Below are 15,554 nucleotides of genomic sequence, written 5' to 3'. Positions count from 1 at the left end.
CTTCGACAGGGGGCAACAGTCATGCCGGGCCCGAAGGCCAGCGGCCCTCTTGCAGGACCGCGAAGAACATAACGGGGCGGAAGGAACCGCTCCGCGGAGGGCGGGGCCGGACCGGTCCAGTACCGGTGCTCCGCGGGCCGCGCAGGGGCGTTGTGCACGGCACCGGGCCGTGATCGACTACGCCTCCGATGGCCGCGCACGCATCGCCGCGGCCGACGACCCACATCAGGAGGCACCATGTCCCGGCGCGTCTCTCTTCCCCGGAGCCGGCCCCAGGTCGACGGCACCGCGTGGGCGGCGCCCGGCTCCGTCCTGGCCGGCGCCGTGACCCTCGGCCGGGAGACGGGCGTCTGGTACAACGCGGTGGTCCGGGCCGAGATGGACACCATCACCGTGGGCGAGGGGACCAACGTGCAGGACGGCTGTGTGCTGCACTGCGACGCGGGCTTCCCCCTGACGGTGGGCGACGGCGTGAGCGTCGGCCACCGGGCGGTGCTGCACGGCTGCGTGGTGGAGGACGACTGCCTGATCGGCATGGGCTCGGTGGTGATGAACGGCGCCGTCATCGGCAGTGGCAGCATCGTGGCCGCGGGCGCGGTCGTGCTGGAGGGGACGGTCGTGCCGCCCGGTTCGCTGGCCGCCGGTGTGCCCGCGCGGGTGAAGCGTGCCGTGACCGAGGAGGAACGGGAGGCGATCCGCGTCAACGCGGAGGGCTACCGCGCCCTGCTGGCCCTGCACCGGGACGCGCACCACGACGCGGACGGCACGGCTGGCGGAGCGGCGTAGCACCGGACGGCGCCGCACGGCCCGGAGGAGTACGGCCCGGAGGCGTACGTCATCGCCGCGTGCACAGTCGTTGACTTGGGGTCGCCACATTCCTATGGTCGGACAAAGGAATTCCGGGGGTGCGGCGCACCCATGGGTACCGGTGGCACACCGGGGATGCCGAGGACGCGATGACGGACCACCAGACGCTGCGGCCGGCCGGCGAGGACGCGCACACCCCCGACCGGGGCGAACGGCGCTACTCCACCGGTTTCGGGAACGAGCACTCCGGCGAGGCGGTTCCCGGCACGCTGCCGGTCGGCCGCAACTCCCCGCAGCGAGCGCCGCACGGCCTCTACGCCGAGCAGTTGAGCGGCAGTGCCTTCACCGAACCGCGTGCCCGTAACCGCCGCTCCTGGCTCTACCGCATCCGGCCCTCCGCGGCGCACCCGCCGTTCGCCCGGGTCGACAACCGGGGTCTGCGCTCGGCACCGTTCGAGGAGACGGTCCCCGACCCCAACCGGCTGCGCTGGGACCCGCTGCCCGAGCCGGCGGCCGGCACCGACTTCGTCGACGGACTGTGGACGCTGGGCGGCAACGGTGACGCCCGGCAGCGCTCCGGCATGGCGATCCACCTCTACCACGCCAACGCCTCCATGACGGACCGGGTGTTCAGCGACTCCGACGGCGAGCTGCTGATCGTCCCCGAGCGCGGGACGATCGAACTCCACACCGAGTTCGGCCCGTTGACCGCGCCCCCCGGCCATGTCGCCCTGATCCCGCGTGGCGTGCGGTTCCGGGTCGAATTGGCCGGGGCCGGCGCCCGCGGCTATGTCTGCGAGAACTACGGCGCACCCTTCGAACTGCCGGAGCTGGGGCCCATCGGCGCCAACGGCCTGGCCAACGCCAGGGACTTCCTGGCTCCCCGGGCCGCCTTCGACGACGCGGAGCGCCCGGTCGAGGTGGTCAACAAGTTCTGCGGCAACCTCTGGGCCGCCACCTACGACCACTCGCCGCTCGACGTCGTCGCCTGGCACGGCACCCATGTGCCCTACCTCTACGACCTGCGGCGCTTCAACGTGATGGGGACCATCAGCTACGACCACCCGGACCCGTCGGTCTTCACGGTGCTGACCTCGCCGTCGGACACCCCGGGGCTCGCCAACGCCGACTTCGTGGTGTTCGCGCCCCGCTGGCTGGTCGGCGAGGACACCTTCCGGCCGCCCTACTTCCACCGCAACGTGATGAGCGAGTACATGGGCCTGGTCGAGGGCGCTTACGACGCCAAGGCGTCGGGCTTCCTCCCGGGCGGTGGATCACTGCACAATATGATGTCCGCGCACGGCCCCGACCGGGAGACCTTCGACCGGGCGAGCGGCGCGGACCTGGTGCCCCAGAAGGTGGACGACGGACTCGCGTTCATGTTCGAGACGCGCTGGCCGGTCACCCTGGCCGGACAGGCACGCTCCGCCGGACATCTGCAGCAGGGCTACGACACCGTGTGGCAGGGTCTGGAGCGGAACTTCCGTTCGTAGCCGCAGCGCATCGGAGAGTCTGCCATGACCGTGTTCGCACCGGACTCGCTGGAACTGAACCGCAAACTGCCGTTGTGGTACCAGGTCTCGCAGTCGTTGCGGGCCTCGATACTCGGCCGGCCGCCGCAGGCACCGCTCCGGCTGCCGACCGAGGAGCGGCTGGCCGGGCACTACGGCGTCTCCGTGCTCACCATGCGCCAGGCGCTCAAGGAGCTGGAGACCGAGGGGCTCATCAGCCGGCATCGCCGGCGCGGCACCTTCATCGAGCCGGACGTCCGTCGCGGGGTGCCGGTGCCGTTGCTGGGTTCGGTGGACGCCATCGTGGCGCAGCAGTCCGGCGAGCCCAGCACGCTGCTCAGCCAGGAGACCACCCCCGTGCCCCCGGAGCTGGCCGAGCACTTCCCCGGGCTCTCCGAGGTGGTGTCCTTCAGGCGGCTGCGCCGGGACCCGGAGACGGGGACGCCGACCAACTGGGCGGAGAACCTGCTGCCTCCGGACGTGGCCGCGCTGGTCGACCCGGAACTGCTGGAGCGCTGGCCGATGACCAAGGTGCTGCGGGACGAGGTGGGTGTGGCGGTCAGCCGGATCGCCAACACGGTGCAGGCGCGGCTCGCGGACCCGGGCACGGCGCGGTTGCTGGAGGTGCCACTGCTCAGTCCGATCCTGCACTGTACCGGCATCTCCTACGACGACCGGGACCGAGCGGTGGACGTCGTGCGGATCCACTACCGGGGTGACCGCTTCTCGTTCTCGGTGTCCGTGGACGCCGATCCGCACTGAGGCACAGCGCCCCGCCGGGCGGCCGTCCCCCGACCGGCCTGGCCTGCGGGCACCAGGACGGCACACCGGAGCGTCCACCACGGGGCGACGGCCCGCCGGGGCGGCCTCCGTCGAAGGAGGGGCCGCCCGATGACGGGCCGTCGGCCGGAAAGTCGTCGCCGGTCAGTCGCGACCGCCGAAGAGCGTGCGGCGCAGCCGGCGCAGCGGCGCCAGCAGGTGCACCCGCGTGCCGCGTGCGGCCGGAACACGGTTCTCGTCGCGCTGCGTCAGCTCGCGCATCAGCCTGGTGGCGTCCTCGGAGTCCCGCTGTGGCACGGCGGGGCCGGACAGCACACTCAGATGGCGCTCCAGGCGCGGCCCGGAGGCGCCGCTCCGGCAATCGATCGCAGGCACCCTGGGCCTGCTGCGCACTCGTATCTGATCCATGCCTCTCCCACCCGTAACTGGGCCACCCGGTCCGGGCAGGTTAACCCTAACGCCCCATCATGGCGGACAGGTATCCCGGACCCATGATTCACCTTTTCCCGCACGGGTGTTGACGAACACCACCGGGTTACCGCGCCCCGGCGCACGGCCAGCGCGCACCACCCCAGCGCGTGTCGCCAAGCGCACGCGGTGACGCACGCCCGCACTCGGGCCACACACCCTCGCACATCCCCTCGAACACCTTGACACGCCGGGGCCGACCAGCCGGTTCCCGGTTACGTGCACCACTCGCGGCGGGCCACCGCACCGCCGGTGGCACAGCGCGCGCCGTCCCCGCTTCCGTCCGGCGGTGATAAGGCCGTGCACCCGCTCCCCGGATGCCCGATCATGGACACCATGCACCCCGATCACCGCCCGTACCGCACGGAGGAACGCCTGCCCTTCGGCTTCGTCATCAACGACCCCGACTCACCGAGCGAGGTCATCGACGCCCTGCTCGTCGCCCGGTTCGCCTCCGGGGAACTCCCCTACGCCCGCAGCCGCCGGCTGCGCCAAGTCAAGGAGGAGCACACCCTGCTGCCCTCGGGTGTGGAGGTCCGGCACACCGCCCGCGGCAGCGACAACGACACCGTCTTCGCCACCGGCGGCGACTTCGCGGTGCGCACCCAGCGCTGGCAGTTCGGCGCCCAGGTCACGGTGGTGGCCAGCAGCGACGAGGTCGCCGAACGGGTCCTGAAGGAGGCGGTGGACGGCGCCGAGAAGGAGGACGAGCCGGAGCCGTCCGTCGTCTCGATGGGGTTCTGGCACTACTCCCCCTCCAACGGCCCGGTCCGCACCACCCGCGGCATCGCCGCCCAGACCTGGTCCGAGACCCGGGGCAACTACTCGGCGCCGGTCGCGAGCGCGATGGACCGCCTGATGGCCACCACCGCCGGGGACGTCGCGGGGCGGCTGGTGCTGCTCCACGGCCCGCCGGGCACCGGCAAGACCTCGGTGCTGCGCACCCTGGCGCGTTCCTGGCGCGAGTGGTGCCAGGTGGACTGCGTGCTGGACCCCGAGCGCCTGTTCAACGATGTCGGCTACCTGATGGACGTCGCCATCGGGGAGGACCGGGACGAGGAGGAGGAGGGCCGCTGGCGGCTGTTGCTGCTGGAGGACTGCGACGAGCTGATCCGCGGCGGCGCCAAGGACGCGGCCGGGCAGGCCATGTCGCGGCTTCTCAACCTCACCGACGGGCTGCTGGGCCAGGGCCGCAAGGTGCTGGTCGGCATCACCACCAACGAGGACCTGGAACGGCTGCACCCGGCCGTGGTGCGCCCCGGGCGCTGCCTGGCCCGCATCGAGGTCGGCAGGCTGACGCGGCCGGAGGCCGTCGGCTGGCTGGGCACCGACGAGGGCGTCGGCAGGGAAGGCGCCACCCTGGCCGAGCTGTTCGCCCTCCGCCGGGGCGCGGCCCCGGCCGAGTCCGTCGCCCGCGACTCCGGCGGCGGCCTCTACCTGTGACCCCGTGGCCCGTGTGCGGTCCCGTGCGGGACGGCACACGGGCCACCGCCGTGACGGCCGCGCGCCTTCTCTCCCGGGAGGGTCAGAACTCCTCGTAGTGGGCGGGGTCCTGGTCGGCGAGGCGGCCGTCCTCGCGGGCCAGGGAGGCGATGCGGGCCATCTCCTCGTCGCTCAGCTCGAAGTCGAAGAGGTCGAGGTTCTCGGCCTGGCGCTCCGGCGCGGTGGCCTTGGGCAGCGGGATCGTGCCCAGCTGGACGTGCCAGCGCAGGATGAGCCGGGCCACGCTCACCCCGTGCTCGCGGGCGAGCCCGGTCAGCACGGGCTCCTCGATGAGGTCGCGGGCCCGGCCCAGCGGGCTCCAGGACTGGGTGAGGACGCCGTGGTCGGCGTTGTAGGCGCGCTGCTCCGACTGCGGGAAGTAGGGGTGGAGTTCGATCTGGTTGACGGCAGGGGTGACGCCGGTCTCGGCGGTCAGCCGGTCCAGGTGGCCGGGCAGGAAGTTGCAGACGCCGATCGCCCGGACCAGGCCGCGGTCCCGCGCCTCGATGAGCGCGCGCCACGCCTCCACGTACCGGTCGGTGCGGGGGTTGGGCCAGTGGATGAGGTAGAGGTCGAGGTACTCCAGCCCACTGCGGTAGAGCGACTCCTCGACGGCGGCGATCGCGTCGTCGTAGCGGTGCCGGCGGCCCGGGAGCTTGGAGGTCACCACGATCTCCTCGCGCGGCACCGTGGAGAGGCGCACGGCGCGGCCGACGGCGCCCTCGTTATCGTAGTTCGCGGCCGAGTCCAGCAGGCGGTAGCCGGCCCGGAGCGCCGCGCCGACCGACTCGGCCCCGGCGGCGCCGTTCAGCTTGTAGGTACCGAACCCCACGGCGGGCAGCGTCAGACCGTGGGGGGAGGACAGGGCGGGGACATCGGCCATGGGGCTACTCCTCGGCTGGTGCCCGGCCGCGCCGGACAGCGGCCGGGGTGGGGGAAGTCCTGCACCCGTCACCGTAGACGGCTCCGCCGGTCGCGCGCGGGCGCGACGCCCCGGCGCACACCGACCGGGACGGGCGCCGGGGCTCAGTCCGCGACGGCCGCCGCCCACGTCCAGGAGGCCCGCCGCGGACGGTCCGGCAGTTCACCTCTCCCGGTGCACCACAGCAGCACGGACGCGGGGTCTCCCTCCCGGTAGGGCGCCTCCGGGAAGAGACGGCGCAGCACCGCCGTGCAGGCGGCCCCGGGCATCGCCCACGGAGCGCCCAGTCCACGGGTGATGTCCCAGGTGTGCAGCAGGATCTCGGCGGTGCCCATGTCGGCGAACCCCTCCGGGTCGCACGGGCCCCAGTGCCAGGCGCGCGCCTCGGACGGCGCCGCCGCCACCGCGTCGCACAGCAGCTTCCCGCAGGCGGCGACCGCGCGAAGAGCCTGCGCGGGGGTGGCGTCGGGGTGCACGACCAGGTCGAGGGGCAGATAGCCGTCGTCCGGGAGCGCCGCCAGCTGGCCCGCGTAGGCGAGCAGATCGTGTGCGATGTGCGCGGCGGTGGCGCGACAGCTCCACTCCAGCGCACCGGCGGGAACGGACCAGTCGGCACCCAGAAGAGGGGTCAGCGCCCGCCCTGAGTCGGCGAGCACGTCCGCGAGGTCGCGGTGGTCCACCGGCGCCGGCCGGCCCACGGGCTCCGTCTGGCCCACGGGCTCGGGCCGGGCGTCGCCGGCGGCGGGCGGGCCGTCGCGTTCCCGGAGCCATCCGGCCACGGTCCGGGCGCACCCGATGGCCTCGGTGTGTGTGGTGTCCACCTCCAAGTCGTACGTCACCCCGGCGTGGACGCTGTCCGCCTGACGGGCAGCCATGCCCGGCACCCGGTCTCCCCGGGCGCGTTCGCGGCCGGCGGCCACCTCGGCGTCGCAGCGCACACCCACCCAGGCGACCCGCGGTCCGTCGAGTGCCCGCCGCAGCCGTTCCTGGGAGGCCGCCCCGCCGAGGAAGACGTCGTCGACGATGACGCGTGCCCCGGCGCGCGCCATCGCGGCCAGCCCCTTGTTCCAGGCCGCCTCCAGATCGCGGAAGCGCGCTCCGACGCGTACCTCACCGTCGGGGTGGAAGGCGATGCCGTCGTCGTCCGTCGGCGCCGCCGGGGGCAGCGCCTCGATCAGGGTGTCGATCCCCAGCACCAGCCACGGGCCCGGCAGGAGTGCCTGAAGGTGGCGGGCGATGCTGGACGTGCCGGAGCTGGAACCACCGTTGAGCACGATCACCTGTGTTGTCACGGTGCCACCGTAGGCGCCGTGCCGGATGCCGGTGCGACGGCTTTCCGTCGCCGTCGGCACCGGACCCGGTAGGCGCCCAACTCCCGTGTTCACAGGACTGGTTGACGACTGGTCCGGCCGGATGGATACTCCCCGCGTCCAGCAAGCGCTTTCCGCCAGCGCGCGCCTCCCCCACACCGCACCGGCGAGCCGCCGAGACAGGGCCGGGGTGGAGAGGCGCACGAGATGGGAGCGCTCCCAACCCCACCTGGAGAACCCGCATGCGCCGAAACCCCGTCACCATCGAGCGCCGGGCCCCCCGCCGGCGCGGACCCGCCGTGCTCCTGACCGGCCTCGTCGCACTCGTCACCGCCGCCGCCACTCTCACCGGCCCGGCCGCCGCCTCCGCGGAGACGCCCACAGCGGCTCCCGGCGCGGCGGAGCAGCCCACGGCTTCCACGGGCCTGACCGCGGACGCCACTGCCACGCACGACTCCGCCGCACCGCTGCAGTCCTGCGGTTCCGGCACCTACCACGCCGAGGCGGTCCGCAACGGCAACACCTGGACCGCGCCCGGCTACTCGGGCAACGACATGCTCTCGGCGATGCGCGCCGCCGTGAACAGCCTCAGCCCCGGCCGTACCGCCAAGCAGCGCGTCGTCGTGCGCGGCTCCGGCTCCGTGCCCGCCAACCAGTCGCTGGACCTGCCCAGTCACACCGTGCTCGACGTCTGCGGCACCATCAACGCCACCGGCACCGTCGCGGCCAACCACGCCCCCGTCCGCATCCGGGACGCCCGGAACGTGGAGATCCAGAACCTCCGCATGACCGGGGCGCCCTACTTCGGGATCTTCGTGCGCAACGCCGAGGGCGTCACCATGGGCGCCATCGACCTGCGGCTGAGCGGCGGTCTCGGCATCCGCGTCGACAACCACGGCGACCGCTCGGTGCGGACCCGGAACGTCCGCATCGACAACGTCTACGTCTCGGGCACCAACAACCACGGCGTGGAGACCTACGGCGTGGACGGCCTGACCATCGGCACGGTCACGGCCCGGAACACCGCCTACTCCGGCCTGCTCCTCAACGACACCATCAACGCCACCGTCGCCAGGGTGGACGCCGAGAACGCCGGCACGGGCACCGGCTACGCGGCCTTCCGAATGGCCAACCGCAACGGCCGCGTCGGCAGCTCCTACCCGACCAACATCCGGGTCGGCGAGGTCATCGCCCGCGGCGGCGGTCGCGGTGTCTTCTGCGTCTCCGAGAGCGGTGGCGTCGTGATCGACCGGGTCACCATCTCCGGCACCGGCAACAACGCCATCCTGATCGAGAACTGCTACAACGTGGACATCGCGGCCTCGGGCGGCACCGTCTCCGGTCCCGGCGACATCCGGATCGCGGCGCGCACCGAGTTCCCGGGCACCCGGGACGTCACGCTGCAGAACCTCACCATCACCAACTCGGCCCTGCGCGAAAGCCCCTGCGGAACCAACATCACCTACCGCAACCTCACCCTGAACAACTCCAGCCGCAGCACCTGCTGAGTTTCCGTCAGAGGGCGGGGCGGGACGCCGGGCCGGCCCCCCGTCGGCGGTCCGGCGCCCCGCCGGCTGCGCCGGTAGGGTGAGACGGTCGGCGGACCCGCCGGTGGCGACGGCGGTCCGCGCCGCCACCCCCGACAATCGGCCGATGACCGCCCACCGCGGCACCACCGCCCGACGCACCGAGCCCACCGCCGGTGTGAGCCGTGCGGGGCGTGCGGGCCGCGCAGACCGACACCGTCCAGGAGGACGACTGATGACGGACCGCTCCCCCGCGCTGCGACCCGAGGACCTCACCCGCCTGTTCGTGGAACGCTCCAACGCCGGGGACGCCGAGGGCGTCGCCCTGCTGTACGAGGAGGACGCGGTCATGGCCTACCCGCCCGGCCGCCGGACGGTCGGCCGGGCGGCCATCCGGGAGCTGTGGGAGCAGGTGCTGGAGCACCGTCCCCGGTTCGAACCCGAGGAGCCGCTGCCGACGCTGGTCTGCGGTGACCTGGCCCTGACCTCCACCCCGCCGGGCGACGGCGCCGGGGCGCGGGCCCAGGTGGCCCGGCGGCAGCCGGACGGCAGCTGGCTGCGGGTGCTGGACCAGCCGGAGTTCGTCCACCCCGAGTGACCGGCGCCCGCCGTCGGCCGCATATCCGGGCCCACCCCGAGCGCCGGATGGCGCCGCGCGGGGCGGGCCCGGTCCCTGCGCTCAGCCCCGGGTGATGCGGCGGTAGCGGTGGATGGCCACCGTCATGAAGACGGCGGTGATGACCAGGGCGCTCACCGTGGCGTAGGGCAGCGCGTTGCGCACCGGCCAGGAGTCCCCGAGGGTGACACCCGGCGGTGGGGCGTTGCCGAACAGGTCGCGGGCGGCGGTCGCGGTGGCGGAGACCGGGTTCCACTCGGCGATCGTGCGCAGCGGCCCCGGCATGGCCGCCGGAGAGACGAAGGCGGACGAGACGAATGTGACGGGGAAGAGCCAGATCAGCCCGGCGCTCTGCGCCACCTCGACGCTGCGCGCGGTGAGCCCGATGGTGGCGCCCACCCAGGACATGGCGAAGGCGAACAGCAGGATCAGCCCGAACCCGAGCGCCGCGCGATGCGGCGGCGCGTCGATCCTCCATCCCACGAGGAGGCCGCACAGGGCGGTGACGGTGAGGGTGACGGTGCTCATGGTGAGGTCGGACAGCGTCCTGCCGAGCACCACCGACATCCGGGGCGTGGGCAGTGAACGGAAACGGTCCACCAGCCCCTTGTCCATGTCGCTGGCCAGCCCCAGCGCGGTGAACGCGGCGTTGAAGGTGACGGCCTGGGCGAAGATGCCGCCCATCAGGTAGGTCCGGTAGTCGTCGCCGCCGAGGCTGCCGCCGAAGACATAGGCCAGCAGCAGCACGAACATCAACGGCTGGACCATGGCGGCGATCATCGAGCCGGGGGTGCGGCTGAGGTTGAGCAGGTTGCGCCACGCGATGATGGAGGCGTCGCGCCCGGCGAGAGTCAGCGTGGTCACGCCCGGTCCCCCCGTCCACCGGCGGCACCGGCCACGGCGGGGGCGGCGGCCTGCTCGGCTCCGCCGCGGCCTCCCGGCCCCGCGTTCACCGGTGGCGGGGGTTCGCCCGTCTCCGCCGGCACGTGGCTCCGGCCGGTCAGTGCCAGAAAGGCGTCGTCGAGGGTGGGCGGCGCCAGGCTGACGTCGCTGACGGCGACGCCCGCGCCGCGCATCCCGGCCAGGGCGCGCTCCAGGGTGAGCGTCCCCTCGTCGGTGGGGACGGTGAGCCGGTCCCCGCGTTCGCCGGTCTCGGGCAGGTGGGGTCCGAGCGCCGCGAGGACGGCGTGGGCGGTGGCGCGATGGCCGGGGTCGGGCACGGTCAGGGAGAGCCGTTCGCCGCCCACCCTCGCCTTGAGGTCGGCGGCGGTGCCCCGCGCGATGACCCGGCCCCGGTCGATGACGCAGATGGCGTCCGCCAGCTGGTCCGCCTCCTCCAGGTACTGGGTGGTCAGCAGCACGGTGGTGCCCTCACGGACCAGTTCCCGTACCGACTCCCAGGTGTCGGCGCGGCCCCGGGGGTCCAGGCCGGTGGTCGGCTCGTCGAGAACGACCACGGGTGGCCGGGCGACGAGCGCGCCCGCCAGGTCCAGGCGGCGGCGGGTTCCGCCGGAGAAGGAGCCGCTGGGCCGGTCGGCGAACTCCTCCAGGCGGAACCTCCTCAGCAGTTCCCTCGCGCGCTCGCGGGCGGCACGCCGGGTCATGCCGTACAGCCGGCCGACGAGGTAGAGGTTCTCCCGGCCGGTCAGCTTCTCGTCGACGGCCGCGTACTGGCCGGAGAGGCCGAGCCGGCGGCGGACCGCGTCGGGTTCGCGGACCACGTCGTGCCCGGCGACCCGGGCCCGGCCGCCGTCCGGCAGCAGCAGCGTGGACAGGACGCGCACCACGGTGGTCTTGCCGGCCCCGTTGGGGCCGAGCAGGCCGAGCACGGTGCCGGTGGACACCGTGAGATCGACTCCGGCGAGTGCCTGGCGGCTCCCGAACGAGCGGGTCAGTCCCTCGGCTGTGATCGCGTGGTCGTCGTCCTCGGTGGTCATGCCCGCCCTTCCGGCAGTGACTGGTGCTGGCCCTGGATCTCGTACTGGTGCTGGTGCTGGTCACGGTGGTGACGCGGTGCCGCGCGGCCGGCGGTGGGTGGTCCGCCGGCGGACTGCGCCACCGGCGGCGCGGTCGTCACTCGGCGGCGGCGAGTGCGCTGCGCGGCGTCAGATCGGTCCAGTTGCGGTCCACGTACTCCAGGCAGGCGGTGCGCTCGGCGGGCGCGAAGACCTCGTCCCAGCCCTCGGGGATGGCGGCGAACTCCGGCCACAGGGAGTGCTGGCCCTCGTGGTTGACCAGAACGCGGTGCTGGACGGTCGGGTCGTCGAAGGGGTTCGTCATGGCATCTCCTCTGTGGGGACGGGGTGTTCGGTGGCGGGCTCGTGGCACGCGGAGCAGACGGGGTGCAGTGGTTTCGTGGCGGGTTGTGGCGTTGGCGGCGGTACGCGGGACTGTGTGGCTGTCTCCACCGTGTCCACCGTTTGCGCCGCAACTGGGTCTGTTAACAGTGATTCGGAAGATGCGATCAAATGGATTGGTCTTCGGTCGATCGATCGCATGTCCGAGGTCGGCGGGCGCCGGCCGAGCATGCGGGCGCCCGCCGGGGCGGACCGGATCGGCCCGCCCCACAGGCCCGTCGCCCGGTCAGTCGCGCGGGCCGTCGGGAAGGCGCCGGATCGCGTCCGTCAGCACCGAGCCGATGATCTCCCGGGGCTCGGGCTGCATCATGTGGGCGTGGGTGCACTCGATGTCGGTGTTGTCGAGTCGCCCCGTCAGATAGGGGGCCCACAGGTCGAGCGTCAGCGCCTCGGGCCGCCCGACCGTCGCGGTGAAGAACTGCGTGTCGCCGCTGAAGACGCTCGGGGTGTGGCGGCGCATCAGCCGGGACTGGCCGGCGAAGTTGTCGACCATGTGGTCGATCGTCTCCGGCTCCAGCGCCCCGAGCGGGCTGCCGGCGTCACGGAACGCGTCCCGCACCGCCGTGGAGTCCAGTGGCTCACCGCTGTCCAGCACTCCGCCCTCGACCCCGATGTTGATCAGCAGGGCACGGAAGACCGTGTCCCGGTCGGCGCTGTCCAGGTCGTCCAGCGGGGGCAGCGGGAAGGCGTCGAGGATGGCCAGCAGGGCGACCTCCTGGCCCGACCGCTCCAGCTGTGCGGCGACCTCCTGCACCACGTTGCCGCCGAAGGACCAGCCCATCAGCCGGTAGGGGCCGTGCGGCTGCACCGCGCGCAGTTCCCGCACATAGCGGGCGGCCATGTCGGCGATGCTGGTGGGGAACTCCTCGCGTCCGCTGAGGTTGGGCATCTGCAGCCCGTAGACCGGCTGGCTGCCGTCCAGGTGCTGGAGCAGTCCCGCGTACACCCAGGCCAGACCTCCGGCGGGGTGGACGCAGAACAGCGGCGGCTGGTCCCCGCCGGTGCGCAGCGGCAGCAGCACGGAGAGGGAGTCGCCCCCGTCCTCGCCGTCGAGCCGTTCCGCGAGCATCGCGACGGTCGGGGCCTCGAACAGCACCCGGATGGCGACCTCGACGCCGAGGGACTCCCGCACCCGGCCGATCAGCCGGGCGGCGAGCATCGAATGGCCGCCGAGTGCGAAGAAGTCCTCCTCCGCACCGACCTTCTCCAGGCCCAGCACCTCCGCGAAGAGCGCGCACAGCAGGTCCTCGCGCGGGGTGAGCGGGCCACGGCCGACGCTGTGCTGACGCGGACCGGGCGCGGGCAGCGCCGCACGGTCCAGCTTGCCGCTGGAGGTCAGCGGCAGCCGGTCCAGCACCGCCCAGTCCGACGGCACCATGTAGCCGGGCAGCCGGCGTGCGGCGTGTTCCCGTACGGGCGCCGGGTCGGTGAGGTCGGCGCCCTCGGCGGGCACCAGATAACCGACGAGCCGGCCGCCGGAGGCGTCGGGCACCAGGAGCACCGCGGCGCGGGCGACGCCGGGGGCGTCCTCCAGGACCGAGGCGATCTCCGCGGGCTCGACCCGGAAACCGCGGACCTTCACCTGGCCGTCGGCCCGGCCGCTGAACTCCAGCTCGCCGTCCGGCGTGCGGCGCACCAGGTCGCCGGTGCGGTACATGCGCGAGCCCGCCGGGCCGAACGGGTCGGGCAGGAACCGCAGCGCGGTCTCGCCCGGCAGCCGGGGGTAGCCCCGGGCGAGGCTGTCGCCCGCCAGGTACAGCTCGCCGGTCACTCCGGGGGGCGCCGGTCGCAGCGCCGCGTCCAGTACGTAGGCGCGGGTGCCGGCGACCGCCATGCCGAGCACCGGTGTCGCGGTCGCGCCGACGGCGGCGGTGAGGGTGTCGACGGTGGCCTCGGTCGGTCCGTAGAGGTTGACCGCTCGCAGTCCGGGTGTCCGGCGCAGCGTGTCCCACAGGGCGACCGGCACGGCTTCCCCGCCGAGTGCGAGCACGCGCGGCCCCGTCCGGTCCTCGCGTCCCGTGCCCTCCGCCGGGGCGGTCGCGCCCGAACGGCCGGTCAGCAGACCGGCGTCGAGGAGCTGGGTGAGGTGCGAGGGGGTGGTCTCCACGACGTCGACGCCGACCTCGTGGAACCAGCCGGCCAGCGCCTCCGGGTCCTTGCGGGTGGTCTCGTCGACGATGTGCAGTTCGTGTCCCGCGATCATCCACAGCACCGGGTCGAGCGAGGCGTCGAAGGACGGCGACGCGGTGAGCGCGACCCGCAGCCGCCGGCCGCCGGCGTCCCGGGCGGCGGGGCGGTAGAGGCTGCGGCGGTGGTGTTCCAGCAGCCGTGCGGGCGAACGGTGTTCGACCAGCACGCCCTTGGGCCGTCCGGTCGAGCCGGAGGTGTGGATGAGGTAGGCGGGGTCACCGGGCCGCGGCAGCCTCTCCGGCGGGGCGCCGGGGAGGCGGGCGAGGGCGGACGCGGTCGCCGGGTCGTCCAGCACGAGGCGGGGCGCGTTCTCCGGGAGGGACCCGGCGGTCGCGGTGGTGACCAGGGTCAGCGCCGGCCGGGCCTCCGCCAGCACCGTGTGCACCCGCGCCTCGGGCAGCGCTGAGTCGACCGGGGTGTAGACGGCCCCGGCGGTCATGGTCGCGAGCAGCGCCGTCACCGCGTCGGTGGTGCGGGGCAGCACCACGGCGACCGGATCGCCGGGGGCCACGCCCGCTTCCTGCAGTCGGCGGGCGAGCCGGTTGACGCGCCGGTGCAGTTCGGCGAAGCCGAGGCTGCCGTCGGTGCCCGTCACGGCGATGTCGTCGTCAGCGGCGGCGGCGACCGTGGCGGCGAACTGGTCGACCAGGGTCGTCTGCGGTTCGGGGGCGTCGCCTCCGTCGCCGAGGGCGAGCAGTTGGGACGTCTCCTCCTCGGTGAGCAGCGGAAGCGCCAACAGCGGCGTCTCCGGGGCGGCGGTCGCCTCGGTCAGCAGCCGCCCGAACCAGCGGGAGATGCGGCGGGCGGTGGCCTCGTCGAAGAGGTCGCGGCGGTACTCCAGGGTTCCGCCCAGTGTGGGACGGTCGCCGGGGCCGGCGGAGTCGGTGGTCTCGCCGAGGCTGAAGGAGAGGTCGAACTTGGCGCCGCCGGTCTCCACCCGGGCCGGGGTGGCGGTCACGCCGTGCAGGTCGATCTCGGGGAGGTCGGTGTTGTTCAGGCTGAGCATGGTCTGGAACAGCGGGTGCCGGTCCAGGGCGCGCGAGGGGCTCAGCTCCTCCACCAACTGCTCGAACGGCAACTCCTGGTGCGCGTAGGCCGCCAGGTCACGCTCCCGCACCCGCTCCAGCAGCTCCCGGAACGACGGATCACCCGAGGTGTCCACCCGCAGCACCAGCGTGTTCACGAAGAACCCCACCAACGGCGCCAGCGCCTCATCCGTACGACCCGCCACCGGCGTCCCCACCACCACGTCGTCACTGCCCGACAACCGCTTCAGCAACACCGACAACGCCGCGTGCAACACCATGAAGGGGCTCGCACCGCAGGCACGGGCGAGGGCTTCGACGCTCTCGGAGGTCGCGGCGGGCAGGCGCAGCGGCACGCTGCCGCCCGTCGCCTCGGCGACCTCTCCGCGGGGGCGGTCGGCGGGCAGCGCGAGCTCCTCCGGCATACCCGCCAAAACCTCACGCCAGTACGCCAGTTGCCCTGCGGCCACCGAACCCGCGTCCCCCACCTCACCCAGCACCTCACGCTGCCACACCGCGTAATCCCCGTACTGCACCGCCAACGGCTCCCACCCGGGNAC

13 protein-coding genes and 1 pseudogene are annotated in these 15,554 nt (G+C 73.5%); 6 read left to right on the top strand and 8 right to left on the bottom strand.

The window, feature by feature from the left end; genetic code table 11:
* The first annotated feature begins 237 nt into the window (after nucleotides 1–237).
* From E0D90_RS15310 to E0D90_RS15300, 3 genes are all read left to right on the top strand, one after another.
* Nucleotides 238–786, top strand: a complete 549-nt coding sequence (locus E0D90_RS15310; RefSeq protein WP_103529412.1) for a gamma carbonic anhydrase family protein — start codon at nucleotides 238–240, stop codon at nucleotides 784–786.
* 170 nt (nucleotides 787–956) lie between these two features.
* A complete protein-coding gene (hmgA, locus tag E0D90_RS15305) occupies nucleotides 957–2,300 on the top strand; it encodes a homogentisate 1,2-dioxygenase (protein ID WP_130798757.1) in 1,344 nt (447 codons plus the stop codon).
* Nucleotides 2,301–2,324: 24 nt separating this feature from the next.
* Entirely contained in the window at nucleotides 2,325–3,080 is a 756-nt protein-coding gene (locus E0D90_RS15300; protein WP_130798753.1) for a GntR family transcriptional regulator, read from the top strand.
* A 162-nt stretch (nucleotides 3,081–3,242) separates the two neighbouring features.
* Here E0D90_RS15300 and E0D90_RS15295 read toward each other — a convergent pair whose 3' ends face one another.
* Nucleotides 3,243–3,506, bottom strand: coding sequence for a hypothetical protein (locus E0D90_RS15295; protein ID WP_103502260.1), 264 nt, complete (start codon nucleotides 3,504–3,506; stop codon nucleotides 3,243–3,245).
* A gap of 396 nt (nucleotides 3,507–3,902) precedes the next feature.
* Between E0D90_RS15295 and E0D90_RS15290 the strand changes: the two genes are divergently transcribed.
* Complete coding sequence (locus E0D90_RS15290) at nucleotides 3,903–5,009, top strand: DUF5925 domain-containing protein (RefSeq protein WP_103502273.1); 1,107 nt, start codon at nucleotides 3,903–3,905, stop codon at nucleotides 5,007–5,009.
* An 82-nt stretch (nucleotides 5,010–5,091) separates the two neighbouring features.
* Here the strand turns inward: E0D90_RS15290 and E0D90_RS15285 are convergent, their stop codons facing one another.
* From E0D90_RS15285 to cpt, 3 genes and pseudogenes are all read right to left on the bottom strand, one after another.
* Entirely contained in the window at nucleotides 5,092–5,931 is an 840-nt protein-coding gene (locus E0D90_RS15285; RefSeq protein WP_103529414.1) for an aldo/keto reductase, read from the bottom strand.
* A gap of 143 nt (nucleotides 5,932–6,074) precedes the next feature.
* On the bottom strand, nucleotides 6,075–6,626 hold the full coding sequence (locus tag E0D90_RS28490) for a maleylpyruvate isomerase N-terminal domain-containing protein (protein ID WP_369008431.1): 552 nt from the start codon (nucleotides 6,624–6,626) through the stop codon (nucleotides 6,075–6,077).
* 105 nt (nucleotides 6,627–6,731) lie between these two features.
* A pseudogene (gene cpt, locus E0D90_RS15275) lies at nucleotides 6,732–7,262 on the bottom strand (chloramphenicol phosphotransferase CPT); the annotation flags it as partial.
* Nucleotides 7,263–7,522: 260 nt separating this feature from the next.
* On the opposite strand from cpt, the gene E0D90_RS15270 reads away from it, so the two are divergent.
* The gene (locus E0D90_RS15270; protein ID WP_130798750.1) at nucleotides 7,523–8,788 is read left to right on the top strand and encodes a right-handed parallel beta-helix repeat-containing protein; all 1,266 of its coding nucleotides are present in this window, start codon (nucleotides 7,523–7,525) and stop codon (nucleotides 8,786–8,788) included.
* 253 nt (nucleotides 8,789–9,041) lie between these two features.
* Complete coding sequence (locus tag E0D90_RS15265) at nucleotides 9,042–9,404, top strand: YybH family protein (RefSeq protein ID WP_103502264.1); 363 nt, start codon at nucleotides 9,042–9,044, stop codon at nucleotides 9,402–9,404.
* Between the two features lie 81 nt (nucleotides 9,405–9,485).
* Here E0D90_RS15265 and E0D90_RS15260 read toward each other — a convergent pair whose 3' ends face one another.
* From E0D90_RS15260 to E0D90_RS15245, 4 genes are all read right to left on the bottom strand, one after another.
* Nucleotides 9,486–10,286: an ABC transporter permease gene (locus E0D90_RS15260; protein WP_103529416.1), complete on the bottom strand. Its 801-nt coding sequence runs from the start codon at nucleotides 10,284–10,286 to the stop codon at nucleotides 9,486–9,488.
* Nucleotides 10,283–11,359 (bottom strand): ATP-binding cassette domain-containing protein, encoded by a 1,077-nt coding sequence (locus tag E0D90_RS15255; RefSeq protein WP_130798748.1) that lies wholly within the window; start codon nucleotides 11,357–11,359, stop codon nucleotides 10,283–10,285. The genes E0D90_RS15260 and E0D90_RS15255 overlap by 4 nt, the downstream gene beginning before the upstream one ends.
* 136 nt (nucleotides 11,360–11,495) lie before the next feature.
* On the bottom strand, nucleotides 11,496–11,702 hold the full coding sequence (locus E0D90_RS15250) for an MbtH family protein (RefSeq protein ID WP_103502267.1): 207 nt from the start codon (nucleotides 11,700–11,702) through the stop codon (nucleotides 11,496–11,498).
* Nucleotides 11,703–12,005: 303 nt separating this feature from the next.
* Nucleotides 12,006–15,554: non-ribosomal peptide synthetase (locus E0D90_RS15245; protein WP_130798746.1), on the bottom strand; the 3,549-nt coding region annotated here is incomplete at its 5' end.

The sequence above is a fragment of the Streptomyces otsuchiensis genome (assembly GCF_004305975.1).
Lineage (GTDB): Bacteria > Actinomycetota > Actinomycetes > Streptomycetales > Streptomycetaceae > Streptomyces > Streptomyces otsuchiensis.
This window is presented reverse-complemented; position numbering and strand designations above follow the sequence as displayed.